Annotated in this window: 24 protein-coding genes; 7 read left to right on the forward strand and 17 right to left on the reverse strand. The window is 66.2% G+C overall.

All coding sequences use genetic code 11. From position 1 onward, the window contains the following. Positions 1-97: 97 nt before the first annotated feature. Positions 98-1,372 carry a tyrosine-type recombinase/integrase gene (locus HMPREF3115_RS18725; protein ID WP_006414289.1) on the reverse strand — a complete coding sequence of 425 codons (1,275 nt, stop codon included), beginning with the start codon at positions 1,370-1,372 and terminating at the stop codon, positions 98-100. Between the two features lie 159 nt (positions 1,373-1,531). Between HMPREF3115_RS18725 and mutS the strand changes: the two genes are divergently transcribed. Continuing rightward, positions 1,532-4,219, forward strand: coding sequence for a DNA mismatch repair protein MutS (gene mutS / locus HMPREF3115_RS18730; RefSeq protein ID WP_006412174.1), 2,688 nt, complete (start codon positions 1,532-1,534; stop codon positions 4,217-4,219). Between the two features lie 7 nt (positions 4,220-4,226). Then, positions 4,227-5,462: a hypothetical protein gene (locus HMPREF3115_RS18735; protein WP_175765415.1), complete on the forward strand. Its 1,236-nt coding sequence runs from the start codon at positions 4,227-4,229 to the stop codon at positions 5,460-5,462. Here HMPREF3115_RS18735 and HMPREF3115_RS18740 read toward each other — a convergent pair. Beyond that, positions 5,442-5,999: an FKBP-type peptidyl-prolyl cis-trans isomerase gene (locus tag HMPREF3115_RS18740; protein WP_006401918.1), complete on the reverse strand. Its 558-nt coding sequence runs from the start codon at positions 5,997-5,999 to the stop codon at positions 5,442-5,444. The genes HMPREF3115_RS18735 and HMPREF3115_RS18740 overlap by 21 nt on opposite strands. A 32-nt stretch (positions 6,000-6,031) precedes the next feature. On the opposite strand from HMPREF3115_RS18740, the gene HMPREF3115_RS18745 reads away from it, so the two are divergent. Next, positions 6,032-7,258, forward strand: a complete 1,227-nt coding sequence (locus tag HMPREF3115_RS18745) for a cupin domain-containing protein (RefSeq protein WP_070555585.1) — start codon at positions 6,032-6,034, stop codon at positions 7,256-7,258. Between the two features lie 50 nt (positions 7,259-7,308). Continuing rightward, entirely contained in the window at positions 7,309-7,554 is a 246-nt protein-coding gene (locus HMPREF3115_RS33080) for a hypothetical protein (RefSeq protein WP_011657350.1), read from the forward strand. 20 nt (positions 7,555-7,574) lie between these two features. On the opposite strand, the gene HMPREF3115_RS31650 is transcribed toward HMPREF3115_RS33080, so the two are convergent. From HMPREF3115_RS31650 to HMPREF3115_RS18795, 11 genes are all read right to left on the reverse strand, one after another. Further along, on the reverse strand, positions 7,575-7,757 hold the full coding sequence (locus HMPREF3115_RS31650; RefSeq protein WP_006412183.1) for a hypothetical protein: 183 nt from the start codon (positions 7,755-7,757) through the stop codon (positions 7,575-7,577). 105 nt (positions 7,758-7,862) lie between these two features. Next, positions 7,863-8,639, reverse strand: a complete 777-nt coding sequence (locus tag HMPREF3115_RS18750; protein WP_070555587.1) for an MBL fold metallo-hydrolase — start codon at positions 8,637-8,639, stop codon at positions 7,863-7,865. A gap of 4 nt (positions 8,640-8,643) precedes the next feature. Beyond that, positions 8,644-9,789, reverse strand: coding sequence for an outer membrane protein assembly factor BamC (gene bamC / locus HMPREF3115_RS18755; protein ID WP_070555590.1), 1,146 nt, complete (start codon positions 9,787-9,789; stop codon positions 8,644-8,646). Between the two features lie 111 nt (positions 9,790-9,900). After that, on the reverse strand, positions 9,901-10,806 hold the full coding sequence (gene dapA / locus HMPREF3115_RS18760; protein WP_006401923.1) for a 4-hydroxy-tetrahydrodipicolinate synthase: 906 nt from the start codon (positions 10,804-10,806) through the stop codon (positions 9,901-9,903). 46 nt (positions 10,807-10,852) lie between these two features. Continuing rightward, positions 10,853-11,455 carry a class I SAM-dependent methyltransferase gene (locus HMPREF3115_RS18765; protein WP_070555592.1) on the reverse strand — a complete coding sequence of 201 codons (603 nt, stop codon included), beginning with the start codon at positions 11,453-11,455 and terminating at the stop codon, positions 10,853-10,855. A gap of 4 nt (positions 11,456-11,459) precedes the next feature. After that, positions 11,460-12,662, reverse strand: a complete 1,203-nt coding sequence (locus tag HMPREF3115_RS18770) for a tryptophan--tRNA ligase (protein WP_006401925.1) — start codon at positions 12,660-12,662, stop codon at positions 11,460-11,462. Positions 12,663-12,670: 8 nt separating this feature from the next. Continuing rightward, positions 12,671-13,333: a site-2 protease family protein gene (locus HMPREF3115_RS18775; protein ID WP_012213093.1), complete on the reverse strand. Its 663-nt coding sequence runs from the start codon at positions 13,331-13,333 to the stop codon at positions 12,671-12,673. A 48-nt stretch (positions 13,334-13,381) separates the two neighbouring features. Further along, positions 13,382-14,014, reverse strand: a complete 633-nt coding sequence (locus tag HMPREF3115_RS18780; RefSeq protein ID WP_006401927.1) for an L-threonylcarbamoyladenylate synthase — start codon at positions 14,012-14,014, stop codon at positions 13,382-13,384. A gap of 75 nt (positions 14,015-14,089) precedes the next feature. Then, the gene (locus HMPREF3115_RS18785) at positions 14,090-14,920 is read right to left on the reverse strand and encodes a 3',5'-nucleoside bisphosphate phosphatase (protein ID WP_035948606.1); all 831 of its coding nucleotides are present in this window, start codon (positions 14,918-14,920) and stop codon (positions 14,090-14,092) included. 127 nt (positions 14,921-15,047) lie between these two features. Continuing rightward, positions 15,048-15,938, reverse strand: a complete 891-nt coding sequence (locus tag HMPREF3115_RS18790; protein WP_065494638.1) for an alpha/beta fold hydrolase — start codon at positions 15,936-15,938, stop codon at positions 15,048-15,050. A gap of 129 nt (positions 15,939-16,067) precedes the next feature. Continuing rightward, entirely contained in the window at positions 16,068-16,916 is an 849-nt protein-coding gene (locus HMPREF3115_RS18795; RefSeq protein WP_070555594.1) for a ferritin-like domain-containing protein, read from the reverse strand. 147 nt (positions 16,917-17,063) lie between these two features. Between HMPREF3115_RS18795 and HMPREF3115_RS18800 the strand changes: the two genes are divergently transcribed. The 3 genes from HMPREF3115_RS18800 (at position 17,064) to HMPREF3115_RS18810 (ending at position 19,036) form a co-directional block, all read left to right on the forward strand. Continuing rightward, the gene (locus HMPREF3115_RS18800; RefSeq protein ID WP_006401931.1) at positions 17,064-17,588 is read left to right on the forward strand and encodes a gamma carbonic anhydrase family protein; all 525 of its coding nucleotides are present in this window, start codon (positions 17,064-17,066) and stop codon (positions 17,586-17,588) included. Positions 17,589-17,613: 25 nt separating this feature from the next. Continuing rightward, positions 17,614-18,564: an Hsp33 family molecular chaperone HslO gene (gene hslO / locus HMPREF3115_RS18805; protein ID WP_006408187.1), complete on the forward strand. Its 951-nt coding sequence runs from the start codon at positions 17,614-17,616 to the stop codon at positions 18,562-18,564. Between the two features lie 124 nt (positions 18,565-18,688). Continuing rightward, positions 18,689-19,036, forward strand: a complete 348-nt coding sequence (locus HMPREF3115_RS18810) for a hypothetical protein (protein ID WP_006401933.1) — start codon at positions 18,689-18,691, stop codon at positions 19,034-19,036. Between the two features lie 92 nt (positions 19,037-19,128). Here HMPREF3115_RS18810 and ftsB read toward each other — a convergent pair whose 3' ends face one another. From ftsB to HMPREF3115_RS18830, 4 genes are all read right to left on the reverse strand, one after another. Next, the gene (ftsB, locus tag HMPREF3115_RS18815) at positions 19,129-19,554 is read right to left on the reverse strand and encodes a cell division protein FtsB (protein WP_006401934.1); all 426 of its coding nucleotides are present in this window, start codon (positions 19,552-19,554) and stop codon (positions 19,129-19,131) included. Positions 19,555-19,635: 81 nt separating this feature from the next. Further along, positions 19,636-20,919 carry a phosphopyruvate hydratase gene (gene eno / locus HMPREF3115_RS18820; RefSeq protein WP_006401935.1) on the reverse strand — a complete coding sequence of 428 codons (1,284 nt, stop codon included), beginning with the start codon at positions 20,917-20,919 and terminating at the stop codon, positions 19,636-19,638. A gap of 106 nt (positions 20,920-21,025) precedes the next feature. Further along, complete coding sequence (gene kdsA, locus HMPREF3115_RS18825) at positions 21,026-21,880, reverse strand: 3-deoxy-8-phosphooctulonate synthase (RefSeq protein ID WP_070555595.1); 855 nt, start codon at positions 21,878-21,880, stop codon at positions 21,026-21,028. After that, positions 21,877-23,538: a CTP synthase gene (locus HMPREF3115_RS18830; RefSeq protein ID WP_070555597.1), complete on the reverse strand. Its 1,662-nt coding sequence runs from the start codon at positions 23,536-23,538 to the stop codon at positions 21,877-21,879. Before HMPREF3115_RS18830 ends, kdsA begins: the two co-directional genes overlap by 4 nt. Positions 23,539-23,687: the final 149 nt, after the last annotated feature.

Raw genomic sequence — 23,687 nt, forward strand, 5'->3', positions numbered from 1 at the left:
GAACGTCCGCTTCGAGAAGCACGACGATCCTCGAATCTGAGTTGAACGGCCGAAACTGGCTGAACTGAGTCAGCCGATCTGACGCTGGCTGTTGGATCTAGTCCGACCTTTTAGAAGTAAGCTCTTCAAGCTTCGCATCCAGCTTCGTCAACCACTGGCGGCGCTCGGCGTCGTACCTGTGACGGTTGTAAACGCCGCCGACTCCGGGCAGCATATGCCCGATGATCGCCTCACCGACCTCGTATGGACAGCCGAGCGCCGCCAGCATGGTACGCGCTGTCCGACGCAGGTCGTGAGGTGCCCAATGCGTAACGGGTAGCCGCGGCCGAGACTGCTCCGGCCGCGTTTCGCTGTAGGGCATATGGAAATGAACCGCCTGCCCAAACACCTTTTGCTGCATCGGTCCGCCCCTTTCCGCCGGAAATAACCATCCCTTGCCATAACGCGCGAGCCGGCGGCGCACGATCGCTTCTACTCGGCCGATCAACGGCACTCGCAGGTCGGTAGCGTTCGCATGCCGTGCGTTCTTCGTCTTTGCCTTGGGAATCGTCCACCACAGGCCGTCTGGCTCGTCGCTAATCTCCGCGCCCTCCATCGACGCAATCTCTGCGCCGCGCGTTCCGGTCCAGAGGTAAAGAGTCAAAGCGTCCTCAACGTTGCGGCTGAAGTTCGGCAACCAGTTTATTAACGTCCCAACCTCACTCTCATTCAGAAACCGCTTTACGGTCCCGACGGGCTGCCCCTGAATACGCTTGCCGTTGCTCCTCAGCCTACCGCGCATGATTTGACGCCACCAGTTCGGCGTCGACTCTGGAATCTTGCCGGCGTCTAACGCGTAGTCCCATGCCGCCCCCAGCTCGAGCCGGAGCTTCGACGCTTGCACCGGAATGTGCCGAAAGGCGTCGATTTTGGCGAACGCACGCTCGCGCGTCACCTCGGCAACCGGCAGGTCGGCGATGTCTTCGATCATGGTTCGAAACATGCGGGCGACCTCAGTCGCTCCCTTGATGCCTCGATTTACGTCTATGTGGCCTTTCAGATATGCCGCACATATTTCGCGCACGGTCGGCGAATCCCCTTGCTGTACCATTACGCCGACAGAACCGTGTGCTTGCCGCTTCTTCAGCGCCGGATCGTTGCCTGCGTTGCGCTCGTCCCTCAAGCGCTCCCACTCAACGGCCGCCGCGGCGATCGACAGCGCGGGCCATTCGCCGATCTTGATTTGTCGCATACGTCCGTCGACGGGCGACTTGTAACGGTAAATCCAGCTACGGCGCGACGCAGTCGCCTGCAGCCGAAGACCCGGACATCCGTCAATATTCAGGTGTGCACCGGGCAAAAGTTGCTTTGCCGTACGGGCGTCAAACCGCATTCATACCTCAGCGTAGGTTTCCGCCATACGCCGGGGTAGCCCGGCGTATGCTCGTGTTGTGACAGAGGCAAAAAGCTACGCTGACAACAGAAATTTCGCAAGATGTCGCGACATGGGGAAATTCGATAGCGGATACCCCAAAACGGACGGAATGCCTTGATGGATAAGGACGTGCAGGAAATTACGGAAGTGAAACAGCAGCTTACGGAAGCCGCAATAAGCAATCATACGCCGATGATGCAGCAGTACCTACGCATCAAGGCCGAGCATCCCGACACGCTCGTCTTCTACCGGATGGGCGATTTCTACGAGCTGTTCTTCGAGGACGCCGAGAAGGCCGCGCGCCTGCTCGACCTGACCCTCACGCAGCGCGGCGCATCGGCAGGCAATCCGATCAAGATGGCCGGCGTGCCGCACCATGCGGTCGAGCAATATCTGGCGAAGCTCGTGAAGATGGGCGAGTCGGTTGCGATCTGCGAACAGATCGGCGATCCCGCGACGTCGAAGGGCCCGGTCGAACGCAAGGTCGTGCGTGTCGTCACACCGGGCACGCTGACGGACGCGGCGCTGCTGTCCGACAAGAACGACGTATACCTGCTCGCGATGTGTACCGGGCACAACAAGCGCGGCGTGGCGGTCAACATCGGCCTCGCATGGCTGAACCTCGCGAGCGGCGCGCTGCGGCTCGCGGAAATCGAACCGGACCAGCTCGGCGCGGCGCTTGAGCGGATCCGGCCGGCCGAAATCCTGACGGCCGACGGCGCGACCGACGCGATTCCGGCCGGCGCAGGCGCGATCAAGCGCGTGCCTACATGGCACTTCGATATTGCTTCGGGTACGCAGCGTCTGTGCGAGCAGTTGGACGTCGCGAGCCTCGATGGATTCGGTGCGCATTCGCTGACAAGCGCGTGCGGCGCGGCTGGCGCGCTGCTGCTGTATGCGGCCGCGACGCAAGGCCAGCAACTGCGTCACGTGCGCAGCCTGAAAGTCGAAAACGAAAGCGAATACATCGGCCTCGATCCCGCGACGCGCCGCAATCTCGAACTGACCGAAACGCTGCGCGGCACCGAGTCGCCGACGCTCTATTCGCTGCTCGATACCTGCTGCACGACGATGGGCAGCCGCCTGCTGCGCCACTGGCTACATCATCCGCCGCGCGCGTCCGTCGCCGCGCAGTCGCGCCAGCAGGCGATCGGCGCGCTGCTCGATGCGCCGGCGGACGCCAGTCTCGACGCGCTGCGCAGTGCCCTGCGCCAGATTGCCGACGTCGAACGGATCACCGGGCGTCTCGCGCTGCTCTCGGCGCGGCCGCGCGACCTGTCGAGCCTGCGCGATACGTTCGCCGCACTGCCGGCGCTGCGCGAGCGCATCAAGCCGATCGTCGCGAACGCCGATGCGCTTGCGCGCCTGGACGCGGCGCTCGCCCCGCCCGCCGAATGCCTTGACCTGCTGACGACCGCGATCGCACCCGAGCCTGCCGCGATGGTGCGCGACGGCGGCGTGATCGCGCGCGGCTACGATGCCGAGCTCGACGAGCTGCGCGATATCTCCGAGAACTGCGGACAGTTCCTGATCGATCTCGAAGCACGCGAGCGCGCACGCACCGGCATTGCGAACCTGCGCGTCGAATACAACAAGGTGCACGGCTTCTATATCGAAGTCACGCGCGGCCAGACCGACAAGGTGCCCGACGACTACCGGCGCCGCCAGACGCTGAAGAATGCGGAACGCTACATCACGCCCGAACTGAAGACGTTCGAGGACAAGGCCCTGTCCGCGCAGGAGCGCGCACTGTCGCGTGAGCGCGCACTGTACGACTCGGTGCTGCAGGCGCTGCTGCCGTTCATTCCGGAATGTCAGCGCGTCGCCTCGGCGCTTGCGGAACTGGATCTGCTCGCCGCGTTCGCCGAGCGCGCACGCGCGCTCGACTGGGTCGCGCCGACGTTCACCGACGAAGTCGGCATCGAGATCGAACAGGGCCGGCATCCGGTCGTCGAAGCGCAGGTGGAGCAGTTCATCGCGAATGACTGCCGGTTCGGCGCCGAGCGCAAGCTGCTGCTGATCACGGGCCCGAACATGGGCGGTAAGTCGACGTTCATGCGGCAGACGGCGTTGATCGCGCTGATGGCCTACGTCGGCAGCTACGTGCCGGCGAAGTCCGCGCGCTTCGGCCCGATCGACCGGATCTTCACGCGCATCGGCGCAGCCGACGATCTGGCAGGCGGCCGCTCGACGTTCATGGTCGAGATGACCGAGGCCGCCGCGATTCTCAACGACGCAACGCCGCAGAGCCTCGTGCTGATGGACGAGATCGGCCGCGGCACGTCGACGTTCGACGGTCTCGCACTCGCCTGGGCGATTGCGCGCCACCTGCTCGCACACAACGGCTGCTATACGCTGTTCGCGACGCACTACTTCGAACTCACGCAACTGCCGCTCGAATTCCCGCAGGCGGCCAACGTGCATCTGTCGGCCGTCGAGCACGGGCACGGGATCGTGTTCCTGCACGCGGTCAACGAAGGGCCGGCAAATCAGAGCTACGGGCTGCAGGTCGCGCAGCTCGCCGGCGTGCCGGCGCCGGTGATCCGCGCGGCACGCAAGCATCTGGCGCACCTCGAACAGCAGTCGGCGGCACAGCAAACGCCGCAGCTCGACCTGTTCAGCGCGCAGCCGGCGCCCGGCGATCTCGAGTGTGCGGATGCGCCCGTCGTCCCCGACGCACCGCATCCGGCGCTCGAGAAGCTGCGCGAAATCGATCCGGACGATCTGAAGCCGCGCGAAGCGCTCGACCTGCTGTACGAGCTGCGCGCACTCGTGCGGGACCACGATGGCGACGCACGCGCGTGAGCGCGTGATGCCCCGCCTGCCGGCGTGCGCGATGGCTGCGCTCGCCGCAGCGGCAATCGTGCTGTCGCCGGCCCGCGCGCATGGCGCGCCGGCCGCGCGCGCGGCCGCACCCTACTCGTTCGCGGTCGTATCGGGCGTCATGAGCACGCCCGCCGACGAGCCCGCCGCGCAACGCATGCTCGAATCGATCGCACGCGAACGCAATCTCGCGTTCGTCGTCTATGCGGGCAACCTGAAGGGACCGAAAGAAGCGTGTCGCGACGCGATCTATACGCAGCGCAGTGCGATCCTCGACGCGTCGCGCGTGCCGCTCGTATTCGTCCCCGGCCACGACGACTGGGTGACCTGCGGGACACCGACGGGCGGGCATTACGATCCGGTCGAGCGACTGGACTTCCTGCGGCAGACGCTGCTCGCCGAATCCGCGCTGCCCGATCGCAACGCATTGCCGATCACGCGCGAAAGCGAAGTCGCGCGGTTCCGTCCATATCGCGAAAACGCGCGCTGGATGCAAGGAGACGTCGTCTACGTCGCGCTGAATGCGCCCGCGCCGAACAACCACTTTCTGACGGCCGGCGGCCGCAACGGCGAATTCGAGGATCGCGTGATCGCCAACGCGTTCTGGGTCGACCATGCGGCCGAATACGCGAAGCGGCGCGATGCGCGCGCGATGGTGGTGATTTTCGAGGGCGATCCGCAGTTCGATCGCTATGAACGCGCGGAACGCTTTGCGTGGCTGCGCTTCAACCGGCCGCGCGTGCGCGACGGATTCCGCGAGCTGAAACGCACGTTGGTCAAGGCAGCGGCGACATTCCGCGGGCCGATCCTCGTCATTCATGCGAGCGCGGAACCGCTCGCGAACGGCTTTCTGATCGACCGTCCGCTGCGCGCAGACGATGGCGAACCGGTGGGAAATGTCACGCGCGTCGCGATCGGCCCGCGTCAGCCGGCGAATCAGTGGGTCAAGGTGAGCGTGTCGCCGGCGCGGCAGACGCCGTTCGGCGTGAGCTTGCAGACGGTGCCGAAGAATGTGCCGGTGCCGCCCTCGCTGCCGCTCGTCCCGCACGACGACGTGCCGTTGCCGCAAATGCCGGAGATCCCGGCGTTGCCGGCGCTGCCGGACTCGTCGTCGGTCGCGCCGCCGCTGCAGGGCGACGGCACGGCGCCCGGCAGCGCATCATGGCCGGCGCCGCCGCAGGCGACGCCAGGCGAACCGGCGAGCTCAGTGCAGCGTGCGCCCTGACGGCGACGCGTCGTTCGGACGATCGTCTTCGTCGTCTTCGTCCTCGTCGACGATCTCGAGCCCTTCCGCGCCGTGCACGTGCTCGTGTTCGATCTCTTCCTCGGTCGCTTCACGCACGTCCTTCACGGTCAGCGCGAAACGCAGCGCCATGCCGGCGAGCGGATGGTTGCCGTCGAGCACGACCTTGTCTTCGGCGATGTCGGTGACCGTGTAGATCAGCGAGTCGACTTCCTCGTCGCCGTCTTCCGGCGTGCCTTCGAACTGCATGCCCACTTCGAGCGGCTCGGGAAAACGGTCGCGCGGCTCGATCTTCACGAGTTCGGGATCGTAGTCGCCGAACGCGTCCTGCGGCTCGAGCTGGATCTGCGTCTGGTAGCCGGGCTCCTGGCCATCGAGCTGTTCCTCGATCTTGGGGAACGTGCCATCATAGCCGCCGTGCAGATAGACCATCGGCTCGTCGCTTTCCTCGATCAGATTGCCTTGCGCATCCGACAGCTTGTAAGCGATAGACACGACAGTGTTTTTTGCGATTTTCATCCAATTCTCCCAAATACAAGTCTCATTATACGATGCGCAACCGGTCTCAAGCCGAACCGCGGAACGCCGCTGCCGCGCCGCTCGGCGCGCCGCCCCCCGATCTTCCCACTCCGCTGTTCGGCGGTCTCACCCCGGCGCAATTCATGCGCCGCTACTGGCAGAAAAAGCCGCTGCTGATCCGCCAGGCGATGCCCGGCGTAGAGCCGCCCGTCACGCGCGACGCACTGTTCGACCTAGCTGCAGACTATGACGCCGAATCGCGACTGATCACCCATTTTCGTAACAAGTGGCAACTGGCGCACGGTCCGTTCGAGCCGGGCTCGCTGCCGGCCGTGACGCGCGATGCCTGGACGCTGCTCGTGCAGGGGCTCGACCTGCACGTCGACGCGGCGCGCGCGCTCCTCGACCGGTTCCGCTTCATCCCCGACGCGCGTCTCGACGACCTAATGATCTCCTACGCGACGAACGGCGGCGGTGTCGGCCCGCACTTCGATTCGTATGATGTATTCCTGCTGCAGGTCGAGGGCCGGCGCCGCTGGCGCATCGGCGCGCAGCAGGACCTGTCGCTGCAGCCCGGCGTGCCGCTGAAGATTCTCGCGAACTTCGAGCCGACCGACGAATGGGTGCTGGAGCCGGGCGACATGCTCTATCTGCCGCCGCATATCGCGCACGACGGCGTCGCCGAAGGCGAATGCATGACCTGCTCGATCGGCTTTCGCGCGCCGTCCGCCGGCGAACTGGGCGCGCAGTTCCTGTATTACCTGGCGGAGCGCGGCGGCCTTCGCGACAGCGGCGCCGACGACCTCTACCGCGACCCGAAGCAGCCTGCGGTCGCCGCGCCGGCCGAACTGCCGCCGGCGATGGTCGCGCGCGTCGCCGAGATCGTCGATGCGATTCGCTGGCGCAAGCGCGACGTCGCGGAATTTCTGGGCTGCTACCTGAGCGAACCGAAGTCGAACGTGGTGTTCGAGCCGCCGGCACGGCCATTGCCCGAAGCCGCATTCGTTGCGCAGGCATCACGCCGCGGCATCCGTCTCGACAGACGCGCTGCATTGTTGTATAACGCGCGCTCGTACTTCATCAACGGCGAGGAAGGACCGCTCGAGGAGGCCGGAGAATGGCTGCCCGAGCTGGCAAATCAGCGCCAGATGGAGGCGAAACGGTTTGTAACACTATCCCGGGTTCCCTCCATGACAGCCCTGCTGCACGAGTGGTATCGTGCGGGCTGGATACGGGTCGGAAACCGGAATGAGTGGTAGCCGAACTGTTCGCCCATATGAATCAAATTTTGTATGGGAAAGACAACGTATTGACCCCGCATTTGTCGACGGTCGATAGGAAAGTGCATATAATTTCCGCCCAAGCCGTAGGGAAGATTCACGCTCTAGAAGTGCGTCTCCACCAGCGGCCCAGGTCGGTGTTGGAGCACATTACCGGTATTGTTTCGCGCTGTTGCTTACCTTTAACCATAAAAGGACGTGATCATGAAGAAATCCCTCCTCGTAGCTTCCCTGTTGGCTGCTGTTGCACTGGCTGCTTGCAACAAGAGCGCTGACCAAAGCGCTTCGTCGGCTGCTAGCGACGCTGCTGCTGCCGCTTCGTCGGCTGCTTCGGCAGTTGCCGGTGCTGCGAGCGATGCAGCTGCTGCTGCTTCGTCGGCGAGCGCTGCTGCGAGCGATGCAGCTGCTGCTGTGGCGTCGGCTGCTTCGGCAGAGACGGCTGCTCCGGCTTCGGGCGCAAGCCAGTAAGCGTCAGCATCAGCTGAAAAAAAACCGGCCCGAGGGCCGGTTTTTTTGTGTCCGTCGTTTTTGCAATCGCGCTCGGACCACGTGCTGCGGCGCCCCGCCCTGCTCCTGCGCAGGTTCAGCCGAGCATGAGCCAGTCGAAGCCGGCCTCCTGCGTCGCGACGATCACGTCGTCGCCGTCCGTGCCCAGCACGTCGGCCAGCGCCGCGCGCGCCAGTTCCGGCCGGTTGTTCTGCTGACTAAGGTGAGCCGCGACGAGATGCTGCAGACGGCTGCGTTCCAGCGACGCCAGAATGCCCGCTGCCGCGTCGTTGCTCAAGTGCCCGTGCGTGCCGCCGATTCGCGCCTTCAGCGACTGCGGATAGCGGCTCGCGGCGAGCATCGCCGTGTCGTGATTGGATTCGAGCACCAGCGCGTCGCAGCCGCTCAGCACGGCCGTGATGTGCGGCGTCGCCATGCCGACATCGGTCAACACGCCGAGCCGTCGGCAACCGTCCATGAACACGAATTGAAGCGGTTCGCGCGCGTCGTGCGGCACCGTATAGGGCATCACGGCCAGATCGCCGATCGTGGCCGTTTCGTCGCCCCACAGCACGCGCAGATCGACGTCGGCTTCGTCCGCCCCCGCCGCGCGCGCGGTGCCCCAGCTCATGTAGAGCGGCAGCGATGCGCGCCGCGCGAGCGTCAGCGCGCTGCCGACATGGTCGCTGTGTTCGTGGGTGACGAGGATCGCGTCGAGATCGTCGACGCAGAGATTCAGGCGGCCGAGCCGGCGCTCGACCTCTTTTGCGGAAAAGCCGCAGTCGAGCAGCACGCGCGTGGTCGTCGTGCCGCTCGTGGCCTCGACGACCAGCGCGTTGCCTTCGCTGCCGCTTCCCAGGCTGGCGAATCGCACGCGCTCAGTTCAACTGCGCGTGGAGCAGCGAAATGATTCGCTTCGCATCCGACGAGTTGTCGACCTGGCCGTTCGCATCGACGACCGCGACCCGCGTGCCGCCGTTGCCCTGCGCGCGCACGTTGACCAGGAACTCCCTGCCCGGCTTCGCGGCCGACGGCCCACCGTAGAACAGCTTGCCGAACAGTCCGTCGCGCTTGAGCTCTTCCATCGAGTTCGCGTAACGGACCGTGTACATGCCCTTCTCGCGGTCGCGGTTGTCGACCGTGAAGTTCGTCCGGTCGAGCGCGAGACCGACGCGCAGCCACGCACGATCGAACGATTCGGCCAGTTGCAGCGTCGCCGCGCCGTCGCTCGTGTCGGCCACTTGCGCGGGCGCGGTGGCCGGACGCGCATCGGTCAGCAACTGCTTCGCCTGCGCGTCGGTCAGCCCGAACTTCTGCATCAGCTTCGTCAGGAACACCGCTTCGAGCACGGGGTTGCGCGGACGCTCTTCCCAGCGCGACGACGTGCCGCCCTGCGGCCCGACCATCATTTCCTCCATCGCGCTGTGCGTGATCGAGATGTCGGTGTTGCCGCCCGAGGTACGGCTCACCAGCGTGCGGAAGCGGTCGCGCGTGCCCGACGAGTACGCGAAGTCGATCACCTTGCCGATCGTGCGGCGGAACCAGTCGTCGGGAATGTTCGCGCGGTTCTCGGCCCAGTCGGTGACCATGATGCCGGTCGACGGCGCGTCGGTCTTCAGCGAGAAGCCGTTCTCCTGCCAGAACTCCTTCAGGATCGGCCACAGTTGCTCCGGCGTGCGGCCGTCGACGACGAGCCAGCGGCGGTCGCCGTCGCGCTCGATGTGCATGCCGAGCGGATCCTGCGCGTTCGGAATGCCGTCCGTCGCGTTGCCCGCCGCGGTCGTGGCGCGCGGCGGCAGCGTGCCGAGCCCGGCGTTGGTCGGCGGCGCGACGAACTGCTGTGTGGTCGGCACCGGCTTCAGGTCGCTCGGCACCGCGAGCGGCGGCGCCGAACCCGTGTTCTTGTAGTTGACCCGGTCGGGAGCCAGGTAGTCGTTCAGCGTATCGCAGCCGGCGAGCGCGCCCAGCGCAAGCGCCATCACCGACATCTGGATGGCGCGAGAGGAAATGGCGAAACGTTTCATGAAATCCTTCGTCTTGCTAGAACGCTCGTCAGGAGCGGCGCCGGACGGAGCCGGCCGGTGCGGGTTGATCAGGGGTCGAGCCGGCGGCCGCAGGACGCGGCCGCCTCCGTGTCAGGCGAGAACGCCCGCCTCGACGAGTGCCGAACGCACGGCATCGTGGCAGCGCTCGTCGAGCGCCGTGAGCGGCAGACGGATGCCGCCCTGCATCTTGCCCATCGCATGCAGCGCCCACTTCACCGGAATCGGGTTCGCCTCGATGAACAGATTCTTGTGCAGCGACAGCAGCTTCATGTGCAGCTCGCGCGCAGTTTGCACGTCGCCGGCCAGCGCGGCGCGGCACAGCGCGCTCATCGCGCGCGGCGCGACGTTCGCCGTCACCGAGATGTTGCCGTGGCCGCCGAGCAGCATCAGCGCGATCGCGGTCGGATCGTCGCCGCTGTAGATCGCGAAATGCTTCGGCGCGGCCTTGATCAGCTGCGCCGCACGATCGATGTTGCCGGTCGCTTCCTTCACGCCGACGATCCCCGGCACCTGCGCGAGGCGCAGCATCGTTTCGTTCGACATGTCGGCCACCGTCCGGCCCGGCACGTTGTAGAGAATCACCGGCAGATCGACCGCTTCCGCGATCGTGCGGAAATGCCGGTACATCCCTTCCTGCGTCGGCTTGTTGTAGTACGGCACGACCTGCAGCGTCGCATCGGCGCCGACCGCCTTCGCGTGCTTAGTCAGCTCGATCGCTTCGGCGGTCGAATTGCCGCCCGCGCCCGCGATGATCGGAATGCGTTTGGCCGCGTGCTCGACGGCCGTGCGGATCATCAGGATGTGCTCTTCGACGTTGAGCGTCGCGGATTCGCCGCTCGTGCCGACCACGACCAGCGCATCGGTGCCTTCTTCGATATGCCAGTCGATCAGTTTGCGAAATGCCGGCAGGTCGAGACTGCCGTCTTCGAGCATCGGGGTGACGATCGCGGGGATGCTGCCGCGGATTTGAATGCCGTCTTGGGTGCCGTTAGCCATGAAACGCGATTGATTGTGTACCGGTAAACGTTGAGATTGTAGCGGATTAGCCGGGCAGTCCGTAACGTGGAATTCCCGCCCCCGCCTTCGGGGTCGCGTCCTCGCGCACCGCGCAGATGCGCTGAACGAACGCTTCGCGCGGCGCCGCGACGAAACCGTCTTCGTACGCGACCACCCGTAGATGGCCGCGCACGGCGTCCAGCAGCTCGCCCGGCGCAAGCAGGAACGCAGGGTTGGACGGTTTGCCGACCGTTTCGTTTCCGCGCGCGAACGTTTCGTAGATCAAAACGCCGCCCGGCTCGAGCGCTTCGAGCAGATGGGGCCAGAGCGGACGATGCAGATAATGCGTGACGACGACGGCCGCGAACCGCGCATCGGCCGGCAACGGCCATGGCGCGCCTTCGAGATCGGCATCGCGCGCATCGACGCCGGGAATTGCGCCCAAGACGGAGAGCGCCGCCGGATCGCGGTCGAGCGCGACGACCGGATGCCCGCGCGACGCAAACCAGCGCGCATGGCGGCCGCCACCCGCCGCGACGTCGAGTACCGCGCCGTGCGCGCGCACGAGCGCCGACCAGCGCACGACCCAGCGCGACGGCTCGGTGTGGGCGACATGACCGCCCGCGGCGGCGAGGATCGGTTCATGCATGCGATCAGGTGTACGACAGACCCATCGCGTCGCGCACGTCGCGCATCGTTTCGGTCGCGTGCTTGCGCGCCTTGTCGCAGCCGTCCGCGACGATGGCGCGCAGCAGCGACGGATCGTCCATGTATTTCTGCGCGCGCTCGAGCATCGGCTGCTGCTCGCGCAGGATGCCTTCGATCACGGGCTGCTTGCAGTCGAGACAGCCGATGCCGGCCGAACGGCAGCCCTTCTGCACCCACTCGTGCGTCGCTTCGTCGGTATAGACCTGGTGCAGCTGCCACACCGGGCACTTGTCGGGATCGCCCGGATCGCTGCGGCGCACGCGCGCCGGATCGGTCGGCATCGTGCGGACCTTCTTCGTGATCGTCTCGGCGTCTTCGCGCAGGCCGATCGTGTTGCCGTACGACTTCGACATCTTCTGCCCGTCGAGGCCCGGCATCCGCGACGCTTCGGTCAGCAGTGCCTGCGGCTCGACAAGGATGATCTTGCGCGCACCTTCCAGATAGCCGAACAGGCGCTCGCGATCGCTCATCGACAGGCTCTGCGATTCCTGCAGCATCGCCCGCGCCTGTTCGAGCGCCTCGTCGTCGCCTTCCTGCTGATACGCGTTGCGCAGCTCGTGGTAGAGCTTGGCGCGCTTGCCGCCGAGCTTCTTCGCGGCTTCGAGCGCCTTCTCCTCGAAGCCCGGCTCGCGGCCGTACAGATAGTTGAAGCGGCGTGCGATCTCGCGTGTCATCTCGACGTGCGGCACCTGGTCCTCGCCGACCGGCACGAGCGAGCCGCGGTACAGCAGGATGTCGGCGGCCATCAGCACCGGGTAGCCGAGGAAGCCGTAGGTCGACAGATCCTTGTCCTTCAGCTTCTCGATCTGTTCCTTGTAGGTCGGCACGCGTTCGAGCCAGCCGAGCGGCGTGCTCATGCCGAGCAGCAGCGCGAGTTCCGCGTGCTCGGGCACCTTGCTCTGGATGAACAGCGTCGCCTGCGCGGGATCGATGCCGGCGGCGAGCCAGTCGATCAGCACGTCCCATACGTTCTTCTCGATGACCTCGGGCGTCTCGTAGTGCGTCGTCAGCGCATGCCAGTCGACGACGCAGAAGAAACACGGGTACTCGGACTGCAGTTTCACCCAGTTTTTCAGCACGCCGTGGTAATGGCCGAGGTGCAGCGACCCGGTGGGTCGCATGCCGGAGAAGATACGATCTGGGAACATGATTGTCGTTAGAAAAGCAAGGCCAAAGGAGTCAGGATGGCGTTCAGGACGTCCGCGCCGACGTTGACCAGCGGACGCAGCCAGAAATTCGTCAGCACGCCCGTCGCAACCAGCACGAGGACGATGATGAAACCGTACGGCTCGATACGCGACAGCGCGATCGATTGTTTCGGCGGCAGCAGCGCCGCGAGGATGCGGCCGCCGTCGAGCGGCGGCAGCGGAAACAGGTTCAGCACGCCGAGCACGAGGTTCGCGCTGACGCCGGCGAACGCCATCCGCGTGAAGAACGGCTCGTCGACGCCCGCCGCGCGCAGCAGGATGCCGATCACGCCCCACGCCAGCGCCTGCACGAAGTTGCACGCCGGGCCCGCGAGCGACACCCACAGGCTGCCCCAGCGCGGATCGCGCAGGTTGCGGAAGGCGACGGGCACCGGCTTCGCATAGCCGAACAGGAACATGCCGCCGGTCAGGAAATACATCGCGAGCGGAATGGCGATCGTGCCGAGCGGATCGATGTGCCGCATCGGATTGAACGACACGCGCCCCATCATGTAGGCGGTGTTGTCGCCGAGCAGGCGGGCGGCATAGCCGTGCGCCGCCTCGTGCAGCGTGATCGCGAAGATCACGGGCAGCGCGTAGACGGCGATGGTCTGTATCAGGGAAGCATCCATATCGCGTTATTGTAACAAGCGCCTCCGCGCAAAAATGAAACGGCGCGCTTACGGCGCGGTGAGCCCGAACGGCTCGAGTGCGCCGCGCCCTGCGCGCACGAGTTGCGGCACGTCGCCGGTCAGGTCGATCACCGTCGACGGTTCGCGCGGACACGCGCCGCCGTCGATCACGAGATCGACCTGCTTTTCGAGCCGCGCGCGGATGTCCTCGGGATCGTTGAGCGGCTCGTCGTCCGGCGGCAGGATCAGCGTCGTGCCGAGCAGCGGCTGGCCGAGCGATTCCAGCAGCGCGAGCGTGATCGCGTGATCGGGCACGCGCAGCCCGATCGTCTTGCGCGACGGGTGCGACAGCCGGCGCGGCACTTCCTTCGTCGCCTGCAGGATGAACACGTACGGCCCCGGCGTGACCGACTTGATCTGCCGGTACTGGCGATTGTCGACCATCGCGAAGTTCGCGAGCTCCGATAGATCGCGCACGAGCAGCGACAAATGCTGCTTTTCGTCGAGGCCGCGAATGCGGCGCACGCGCTCGACCGCGTCCTTGTCGTCGAGGTGGCACGCGAGCGCATAGCTCGAGTCGGTCGGCATCGCGACCACGCCGCCCTTGTTGACGATCTCCACCGCCTGCTTGATCAGGCGCGGCTGCGGATTATCCGGATGAATCCTGAAGAACTGGGACATGGGAGCACGTAAAGAGAAGGAGTTCGGACGCCGGCACGGGCCGCGGCACGCACGGCCGCGTACCGCGGCGGCGCATCAGAGCCAGCGTGCCCAGACCGGTTTGAGATCGGACGGCAGCGGCGGCAGGCCGCCGAGCTCGACGCGGCCCTCGCCGGGCGCGTGAAAGTCCGACCCGCGCGACGCTTCGAAACCGAAGCGGCGCGCCACATCGGCGTATTCGCGATACTGATCCGGCGTGTGGCTGCCCGTCACGACTTCGATCGCGCGGCCGCCGAGATCGATGAATTCGCCGAAAAACGCGTCGAATTCGACCGGCGTATAGCGGTAGCGGCCCGGGTGCGCGACGATCGCCTCGCCGCCCGCGCCGCGAATCCATTGCACGGCGTCCGACAGCGTCGCCCAGCGGTGCGGGACGAAGCCCGGCTTGCCGTCGCCGAGCAGGCGGTCGAACACGTCGGCCGTCGATTCCGCGTAGCCGTTCTCGACGAGAAAGCGCGCGAAGTGCGTGCGCGAGATCAGGTCCGGGTTCGACACGTACTTCAGCGCGCCGTCGTACGCGCCCGGGATGCCGAGCGTCGCGAGCTGTGCGCCGATCGCCTGCGCGCGCGCCGCGCGGCCGTGGCGCGTGCGGAACAGCCCGTCGACGAGCGCCGCGTTCTCCGGATCGATGTTCAGGCCGACGATGTGCACGGTACGCGACGCCCACGTGACCGAAATCTCGACGCCGCTCAGGTAGCGCATGCCCAGCGCTTCGGCTTCGGCGCGCGCCGCCGCCTGGCCGCCGACCTCGTCGTGATCGGTGAGCGCCCAGAGTGTCACGCCGCCGTCGTACGCGCGGCGCGCGACGTCGGCGGGCGACAGCAGCCCGTCGGAAACATTGGAATGGCAGTGGAGATCGGCGTTCATCGTCGGCATGGCAGGTGAAGCTTCATTCTACTGCAATGCGGCATTGCGCCGCCCGCCTGTCGGCGCGCCTGTCCGCCCGCCTCTGCGCGCGCCGGCTCGGCCGTCACGCCGCCTGCCGGCCGCGCCGCTACGCGCAGAACGCCTCGATCAGCGCCGCAATCTGCTCGGGCTGGTCGTGATGCACCATGTGGCCCGCATCCTCGACCAGTTTCTCGCGCCAGTCCGGGAATGCGCGGAAACGCGCCTTGAACTCGGGCAGCGGGATGTCGCCGGCAAGCTGCGCGAGCGTCGGCGAATTGACGGCCTCGACGTGCAGCACCTTCGCGCTGACCTTCGCCCAAATCGCCATCACCTCGTCGAGCCGGTACAGCAACGGCCCCGGCAGCTTGTGCGCGGGATCGGCGAGCAGATGGTAGAGGCCGTCGTCGCCGCGCTTCGACCAATGCGCGGCGAGAAATGCCGCGCGTGCCGGTGCGAGACGCGGATTGGTCTTGATCAGTCGCGCGGCAACCTCGTCGAGCGACGCGTACGCGCGCAGCGCCGGCGGCTCGCGCAGTTCGTCGAGCCAGCCGCGCAGCCGGCGCGGCGCCTGTTCGGCGCGCGCGGGCGCGAGCCCGAAGCCTTCGAGATCGACGACGCGCCGCACGCGCTCGGGACGCGCGCCCGCATAGAGACACACGACGTTCGCGCCCATGCTGTGGCCGACCAGGTTCACGGCGCCGGTCGGCGCATAGTGGTCGACGAGCGCGTCGAGGTCGGCCAGATAGTCGTGGAACCAGTAGTGACCGCCGCCCTGCCGCGCGACCGGCCAGTCCGACAGCCCGAAGCCGCGCGCGTCCGGTGCGATCACCTGCCAGTCGCCCGCAAGCGCATCGACGACGAACTGGAACGAAGCGGCGACATCCATCCAGCCGTGCAGCATGAACAGCGTCGGCGCATCGGGCCGGCCCCAGCGCCGCACATGCAGCCGGACGCCGCGCACGGTAACGAAATCGGAAACGGAACTCGAGGCATTCATTGCGGCCGCCAAAAAAAAGAATGATCGTTCGATTATAGCGATCGCGGAGGCCGGCACGCGCCGGGGTACGGCGTTCCGCGCGCGTGTCGAGGCACTTCTCTAGCCTGACGAGAACGACGCGCGGCCGCGCTACTCGCCCGCCGGCCCGGCCGCGGCGTCCTGCGCGGCCAACTCGTCCAGTTCGGCCGGCTCGAAGCCCGCGCTGCGGCGCGCGTCGAAGTTGAACGGGCCGCGCAGCCGCGGCGCGCGGTACTGCTCGGCCAGCAGCCGGTAAGTCGGCACCGGATCGCGGCCGACGGCCGCGCACAGGTGACGGAACCAGCGATTGCCGATCGCGACATGCCCGATCTCGTCGCGCAGGATCACGTCGAGAATCGCGGCCGATGCGTGATCGCCCGCCTGCGCGAGCCGTGCGCGGATCGGCGGCGACGCGTCGAGGCCGCGCGCTTCGAGCGTACGCGGCACGAGCGCCATGCGTGCGAGCACGTCGTCCTTGGTCCGTTCGCACATCTCCCACAGGCCGTTGTGCGCCGGAAAATCGCCGTACGCATGGCCGAATGCCGCGAGCCGATCGGCCAGCAGCGTGAAGTGATAGGCCTCCTCGGCCGCCACTTTCAACCAGTCCGCATAGAACGTGTCCGGCTGGCCCGCGAAGCGCCAGACTGCGTCGAGCGCGAGGTTGATCGCGTTGAATTCGATATGCGCGAGCGCATGCAGCAGCACCGCGCGCCCTTCGGGCGAGCGCATGCTGCGCCGCTCGAGCCGGCGCGGCTCGACGAGCGGCGGACGCGCCGGACGTCCGGGCAGATCGGCCGGTTCGGGCAGCGCGAGCGACGGTGCGATCGCGGCCTGCCCGGCCTGGAGCGCGTCGTACAGCGCACGCACGCGCTCGGCCTTCGCGGCGGGCGCGGATTCACGCAGCGCGGCGAGCGCGGCGCGGCGCACGCATTGCGTCGCATCGGGAAAAGAAGACGCCATGTTCGAAAACGGGGACACTGTCGCGCCGCGCGCGCGAGCGCGCACACGCGACGGTTTACAATACGGACTTTCGCTGCGGCGCGACCGGCGCACCGCGCAGACGCGCCATTCTACCGGCGCCCATCATCGAAGAGACAAGGAGACTCCGTGACGATCTACAAGCTGGGCGATACGGCCCCGACGATCCACGAAAGCGTGTTCGTCGCCGATACGGCGGCCATCATCGGCAAAGTCGTGCTCGAGGAAAACGCGAGCGTGTGGTTCGGCGCGACGATTCGCGGCGACAACGAGACGATCACGGTCGGCGTGGGCAGCAACGTGCAGGAGGGTGCGGTGCTGCATACCGACCCCGGCTATCCGCTGACGATCGCCGAAAACGTGACGATCGGCCACCAGGCGATGCTGCACGGCTGCACGATCGGCGAAGGTTCGCTGATCGGAATTCAGGCGGTGGTCTTGAATGGAGCGGTGATCGGCCGCAACTGTCTGGTCGGTGCCGGCGCCGTGGTGACGGAAGGCAAGACGTTCCCGGACAACTCGCTGATTCTCGGCGCACCGGCGAAAGTCGTGCGCGAGCTGTCGGCAGACGACATTGCGCGGCTGCGCGCGAACGCGAAGACGTATGTCGAGCGGCGTGCGCATTTCAAGGAGCAACTCGTGCGGATCGGCTGATCGGCACGGATTTCAAGGAACAAGAGTGAGCGACCAGTTACAGAAATTCATGTTCAACGCAGCGCCCGTGCGCGGCGAGATCGTTTCGCTGCGCAATACGTGGCACGAAGTGCTCGCGCGGCGCGACTATCCTGCCCCGGTGCGCACCGTGCTCGGCGAGATGATGGCCGCGTGCGCGTTGCTGTCCGCGAACCTGAAGTTCAACGGCACCCTCATCATGCAGATCTTCGGCGACGGGCCGGTGAAGATGCTGGTCGTCCAGTGCAGTTCGGATCTGTCGATGCGGGCCACCGCCAAATTCTCGGGCGACGCCGCGCAGACGATCGGCGACGATGCGACCTTCGCAACGCTCGTCAATGCGAGCGGCCACGGCCGCTGCGTGATCACGCTCGATCCGGCCGACAAGCAGCCGGGTCAGCAGCCGTATCAGGGCATCGTGCCGCTGAACGGCGCCGACGGCCCGCTCGAATCGGTGTCGCAGGTGCTCGAACACTACATGCACCACTCGGAGCAGCTCGACACGCGGCTGTGGCTCGCGGCCGACCGCGATCGCGCGGTCGGGATGCTGCTGCAGAAGCTGCCCGGCGACGGCGGCATCGTGCCGCGCAACGCGGAGACGGACATCGACACGTGGGAACGCGTGTGCACGCTCGGCGGCACGCTGTCCGCGAAGGAGCTGCTCGAGGTCGAGCCCGAGGTGGTGTTCCGCCGGCTCTTCTGGCAGGAAAACGTCCAGCACTTCGAGCCGGCCGGCACGCGCTTCCAGTGCACCTGCTCGCGCGAGAAGGTCGGCGCGATGCTGCGCATGCTCGGCCGCGACGAAGTCGACAGCGTCATCGCCGAACGCGGTCACGTCGAGATCCACTGCGAGTTCTGCAACCAGCGCTACGAATTCGATCCGGTCGACGTCGCGCAGCTGTTCGCGGCACCCGAACTCGCGAGCGGCATCACGCCCGCCGCCGAGCAGCGTCACTGAAGCGCGCGCCCGCACCGCGCGGGCGCATAATGACGCACGAGAGCGCCGCACTGCGGTCAGGCGCCCGGGCCTCGGCCCGCGGCGCCGATCGTTTCCCGCCGGCGGCGCGCTGCAGGAGAATCGCATGAACCGCCCGTTTCGCCTCTTCGTCCTGACGAGCGCCGCCGCCGGCACGCTCGCCGTTGCCGGCTGCGCAGTGCAGCCGTCGTCCACGATCCTGAGCCGGCTGCCGGAGCCGGGCGCATCGTCGGGGCAGCCGCCCGTGCTGTCGGCCGCCGAGCGCAAGCGCTACGACGAAATCGACAAGCAGGTGCTGCGCGACCAGAACAACGCGATGGCAGCCGAGGCCGCCGCCCGCGCGTGGTCGTACTATGCGGCGCCGCCCGTCACGGTGTACGGCGGGTATTACGGCGGATGGGGCAATCGCTGGGGAACCGGCATCAGCTACGGCTATCCGGGCTGGTGGTGGTAACGCCCACCGGAATCGCCGCCGATTGACACTCGGCAGGAAATAAAAAAGCGCGGCATTTCCCGCGCTTTTTCAATGAATCGGCCGCGTCGCACTCAATGATGCGCGGCCTTGCCCTTGTCGCCGCCGTGATGCCGCGACGGCTTCGCGATCGACTGCGGGTTCGGGACGACGCGCACCGGCGCCGCCGAGACGACGCCGCGCGTCGACGTATTCGACGGCGTGTTGCTGACCGGCGCGGGCGGCGCATTCGGCGACACGAACTGCACGAACACTTCGCCGTCCTTCACCATCCCCATCTCATAGCGCGCGCGCTCCTCGATGGCGGCCGTGCCGCTCTGCAGATCCTGCACTTCGCCTGCGATGCGCTCGTTGCGCAGCTTCTCGTCTGCATTCTTCTGCAACTGGTCGTCAAGTTGCTGACGCAACTCGTGCACCCGCAGCCAGCCGCCGTGTCCCCACCATAGGGGGTACTGAATGAGCGCCAGCAGGACAATCAGGACGACAGTGACAAGCCGCATGTAGAAGACGCAGATATAAGAAGCGCCGCTCCGCGCGTCGGCACAGAGCGGCGTCGAGATGACGAACCCGATAGTAGCGCGTTAGCGCAGGTTATAGAAAGCCGATTTGCCCGGGTAGCTCGCGATGTCGCCGAGATCTTCCTCGATGCGCAGCAACTGGTTGTACTTCGAGATGCGGTCGCTGCGCGACAGCGAACCCGTCTTGATCTGACCGGCGTTCAGGCCGACCGCGATGTCGGCGATCGTCGAATCTTCCGTTTCGCCCGAGCGGTGCGAGATCACGGCCGTGTAGCTCGCGCGCTTGGCCATCTCGATCGCTGCGAACGTTTCGGTCAGCGTACCGATCTGGTTGATCTTGATCAGGATCGAGTTCGCGATGCCCTTCTCGATGCCTTCCTTCAGGATTCGCGTGTTCGTGACGAACAGATCGTCGCCGACGAGCTGAACCTTCTTGCCGAGGCGATCGGTCAGCAGCTTCCAGCCGTCCCAGTCGCTTTCGTGCATGCCGTCTTCGATCGACACGATCGGGAACTTGTCGGCGAGCGTCGAGAGGTAGTCGGTGAATTCGGCCGACGACAGCTGCAGGCCTTCGCCCGCGAGCTGGTACTTGCCGTCGTGATAGAACTCGGATGCCGCGCAGTCGAGCGCGAGCAGCACGTCTTCGCCCGCGCGATAGCCGGCCTTCTCGATCGCCTGCAGGATCGTCGACAGGCACTCGTCGTTGCTGCCGAAGTTCGGCGCGAAGCCGCCTTCGTCGCCGACGGCGGTGCTCATGCCGCGGTCGCTCAGGATCTTCTTCAGCGCGTGGAACACTTCGGCGCCGCAGCGCAGCGCTTCGCGGAACGTCGGCTGGCTGACCGGGACGATCATGAATTCCTGGATGTCCAGGCTATTGTTCGCGTGCGCGCCGCCGTTGACGATGTTCATCATCGGGACCGGCAGCTGCATCGCGCCCGAGCCGCCGAAGTAGCGGTACAGCGGCAGGCCGGCTTCCTCGGCCGCCGCCTTCGCGACGGCCATCGACACGGCCAGCATCGCGTTCGCGCCGAGGCGCGACTTGTTGTCGGTACCGTCCAGCTCGAGCAGCGTCTTGTCGAGGAACGCCTGTTCCGACGCGTCGAGGCCCATGATGGCTTCGGAGATTTCCGTGTTGATGTGCTCGACGGCCTTCAGCACGCCCTTGCCGTTGTAGCGGCCGGCTTCGCCGTCACGCAGTTCGATCGCTTCGCGCGAGCCGGTGGACGCGCCCGACGGCACCGCCGCGCGGCCCATCGTGCCCGATTCGAGCAGCACGTCGCATTCGACGGTGGGGTTGCCGCGCGAATCCAGAATCTCGCGGCCGATGATATCTACGATTGCACTCATGGGTTTCCTCTGAGAATGACGATGGATTCTTCAAGCTGCGACGGCCTGCGCGCCGGGACTGCTTTCGCTACTGACGCCCGAAGCCGCCGCAAGGTTCATTCGGTCTTTAATTGAAATCGTTTTCCAGGAACGGACCGCGCTTCACCGCCTGGTCGAGCGTGACGAGCGTTTCGAGCAGCGCGCTCATCCGGTTCAGCGGCACTGCGTTAGGACCGTCCGACTTCGCTTCGGCCGGATTCGGATGCGTTTCCATGAACAGCCCCGCGACGCCGGTCGCGACCGCCGCCCGTGCGAGCACCGGCACGAACTCGCGCTGGCCGCCCGAGCTCGTCCCCTGCCCGCCCGGCAACTGCACCGAGTGCGTCGCGTCGAACACGACCGGCGCGTTCGTCTCGCGCATGATCGCGAGCGAGCGCATGTCGGACACGAGGTTGTTGTAGCCGAACGAGACGCCGCGCTCGCACGCCATGAAGCGGTCTTCCGAGAGACCGGCCTCACGCGCGGCATCGCGCGCCTTGTCGATCACGTTCTTCATGTCGTGCGGCGCGAGAAACTGGCCTTTCTTGATGTTGACCGGCTTGCCCGAGCGCGCGCACGCGTGGATGAAGTCCGTCTGGCGGCACAGGAACGCGGGCGTCTGCAGCACGTCGACGACCGACGCGACCGGCTCGATCTCGTCGATCGAATGCACGTCGGTCAGCACCGGCAGCCCGAGCTGACGCTTCACCTCGGACAGGATCCGCAGCCCCTCGTCCATTCCGAGGCCGCGAAACGACTTGCCGGAACTGCGGTTCGCCTTGTCGTACGACGATTTGTAGATGAACGGAATGTTCAGCTTCCCGCAGATCTCCTTCAGCCGGCCGGCGGTGTCGATCGTCATTTGCTCCGATTCGACGACGCAGGTACCCGCGATCAGGAAGAAAGGCTTGTCGAGACCGACCTCGAAATCGCAGAGCTTCATGCTTGCACTCCGGCGCGCGCTTCCTTGTTGGCGAGCGCGGCTTCGACGAACGAGTTGAACAGGGGGTGACCGTCACGCGGCGTCGACGTGAATTCCGGGTGGAACTGTACGCCGACGAACCACGGGTGCATCGAACGCGGCAGTTCCATCATTTCCGGCAGATCCTCGCTCGGGGTACGCGCGCTGATGATAAGGCCGCCGCTTTCGAGCTGGGGCACGAAGCGGTTATTGACTTCATAACGGTGGCGGTGACGCTCGTTCACGTCCTTGCCGTAAATCTCTTCCGCGAGCGTGCCGGGCTTGATCGGGCAGCGCTGCGAGCCGAGACGCATCGTGCCGCCGAGATCGGAATCCTCCGTGCGCGTCTCGACCTTCCCTTCGCGGTCGTACCACTCGGTGATCAGCGCGACCACGCGTTCCGGCGTGTCCGGATCGAATTCCGTGCTGTTCGCCTGCTTCAGGCCGACGACGTCGCGCGCGAATTCGATCACCGCGAGCTGCATGCCGAGGCAGATGCCGAGATACGGCACCTTCGCTTCGCGCGCATAGCGGATCGCCGCGATCTTGCCTTCGGTCCCGCGACGGCCGAAGCCGCCCGGCACCAGCACCGCGTCGAGATGCTTGAGGCTGTCGACGCCGTTCGTCTCGATCTCTTCCGAGTCGATGTACTCGATGTTGACCTTCGTCGACGTGTGCAGCGACGCATGGCGCAGCGCCTCGATCAGCGACTTGTACGACTCGGTCAGGTCGACGTACTTGCCGACCATGCCGATCGTCACTTCGTGCTTCGGATTCTCGAGCTTCTCGACGAGCTCCGACCACATGCTGAGGTCGGCGTCCTTCGGCGACAGCTTCAGTTCCTCGCAGATGATGCGGTCGAGGCCCTGGTCGTGCAGCATCTGCGGAATCTTGTAGATGCTGTCGACGTCCCACACGGAGATCACCGCGTCTTCCGGCACGTTCGAGAACAGCGAGATCTTCTTCGATTCGTCGTCGGGGATGCGGCGGTCGGCACGGCACAGCAGCACGTGCGGCGAGATGCCGATCTCGCGCAGCTTCTGCACGCTGTGCTGCGTCGGCTTCGTCTTCAGTTCGCCGGCCGTCGCGATGTACGGCACGAGCGTCAGGTGCACGAAGCACGCGCTGTTGCGGCCGAGGCGCAGGCTCATCTGGCGCGCGGCCTCGAGGAACGGCAGCGACTCGATGTCGCCGACCGTGCCGCCGATCTCGACGATCGCGACGTCCGGCTCGCCGCAGGTGGCCGACGCCGCGCCGCGCTCGATGAACGCCTGGATCTCGTTCGTGATGTGCGGGATGACCTGCACGGTCTTGCCCAGATAGTCGCCGCGGCGCTCCTTGCGGATCACCGATTCGTAGATCTGGCCGGTCGTGAAGTTGTTGGCCTTGCGCATCTTCGTGCTGATGAAGCGCTCATAGTGGCCGAGGTCGAGATCCGTCTCTGCGCCGTCTTCCGTCACGAACACTTCGCCGTGCTGAAACGGGCTCATCGTGCCGGGGTCGACGTTGATGTAGGGATCGAGTTTGAGGAGGGTGACTTTCAGACCGCGCGATTCGAGGATCGCGGCGAGAGAGGCGGCGGCAATGCCCTTGCCGAGGGAAGAAACTACGCCGCCGGTGACGAAAACATATTTGGTCATCGCTGGATGCTCGCGGGAAAAACGGATTATACCGTAAAGCCCGCCCTTCTCTCAGCAATCGACGCGATGATCGCGCCCCTTCGCGCTGTGCCGCGCGCGGGCGCGTCAGCCGCGCGGACCGGCCGCGACCGGCGGCCCGTGCCGGCCTG

The sequence above is a fragment of the Burkholderia sp. HMSC10F09 genome (assembly GCF_001806955.1).
Taxonomy (GTDB): domain Bacteria; phylum Pseudomonadota; class Gammaproteobacteria; order Burkholderiales; family Burkholderiaceae; genus Burkholderia; species Burkholderia multivorans.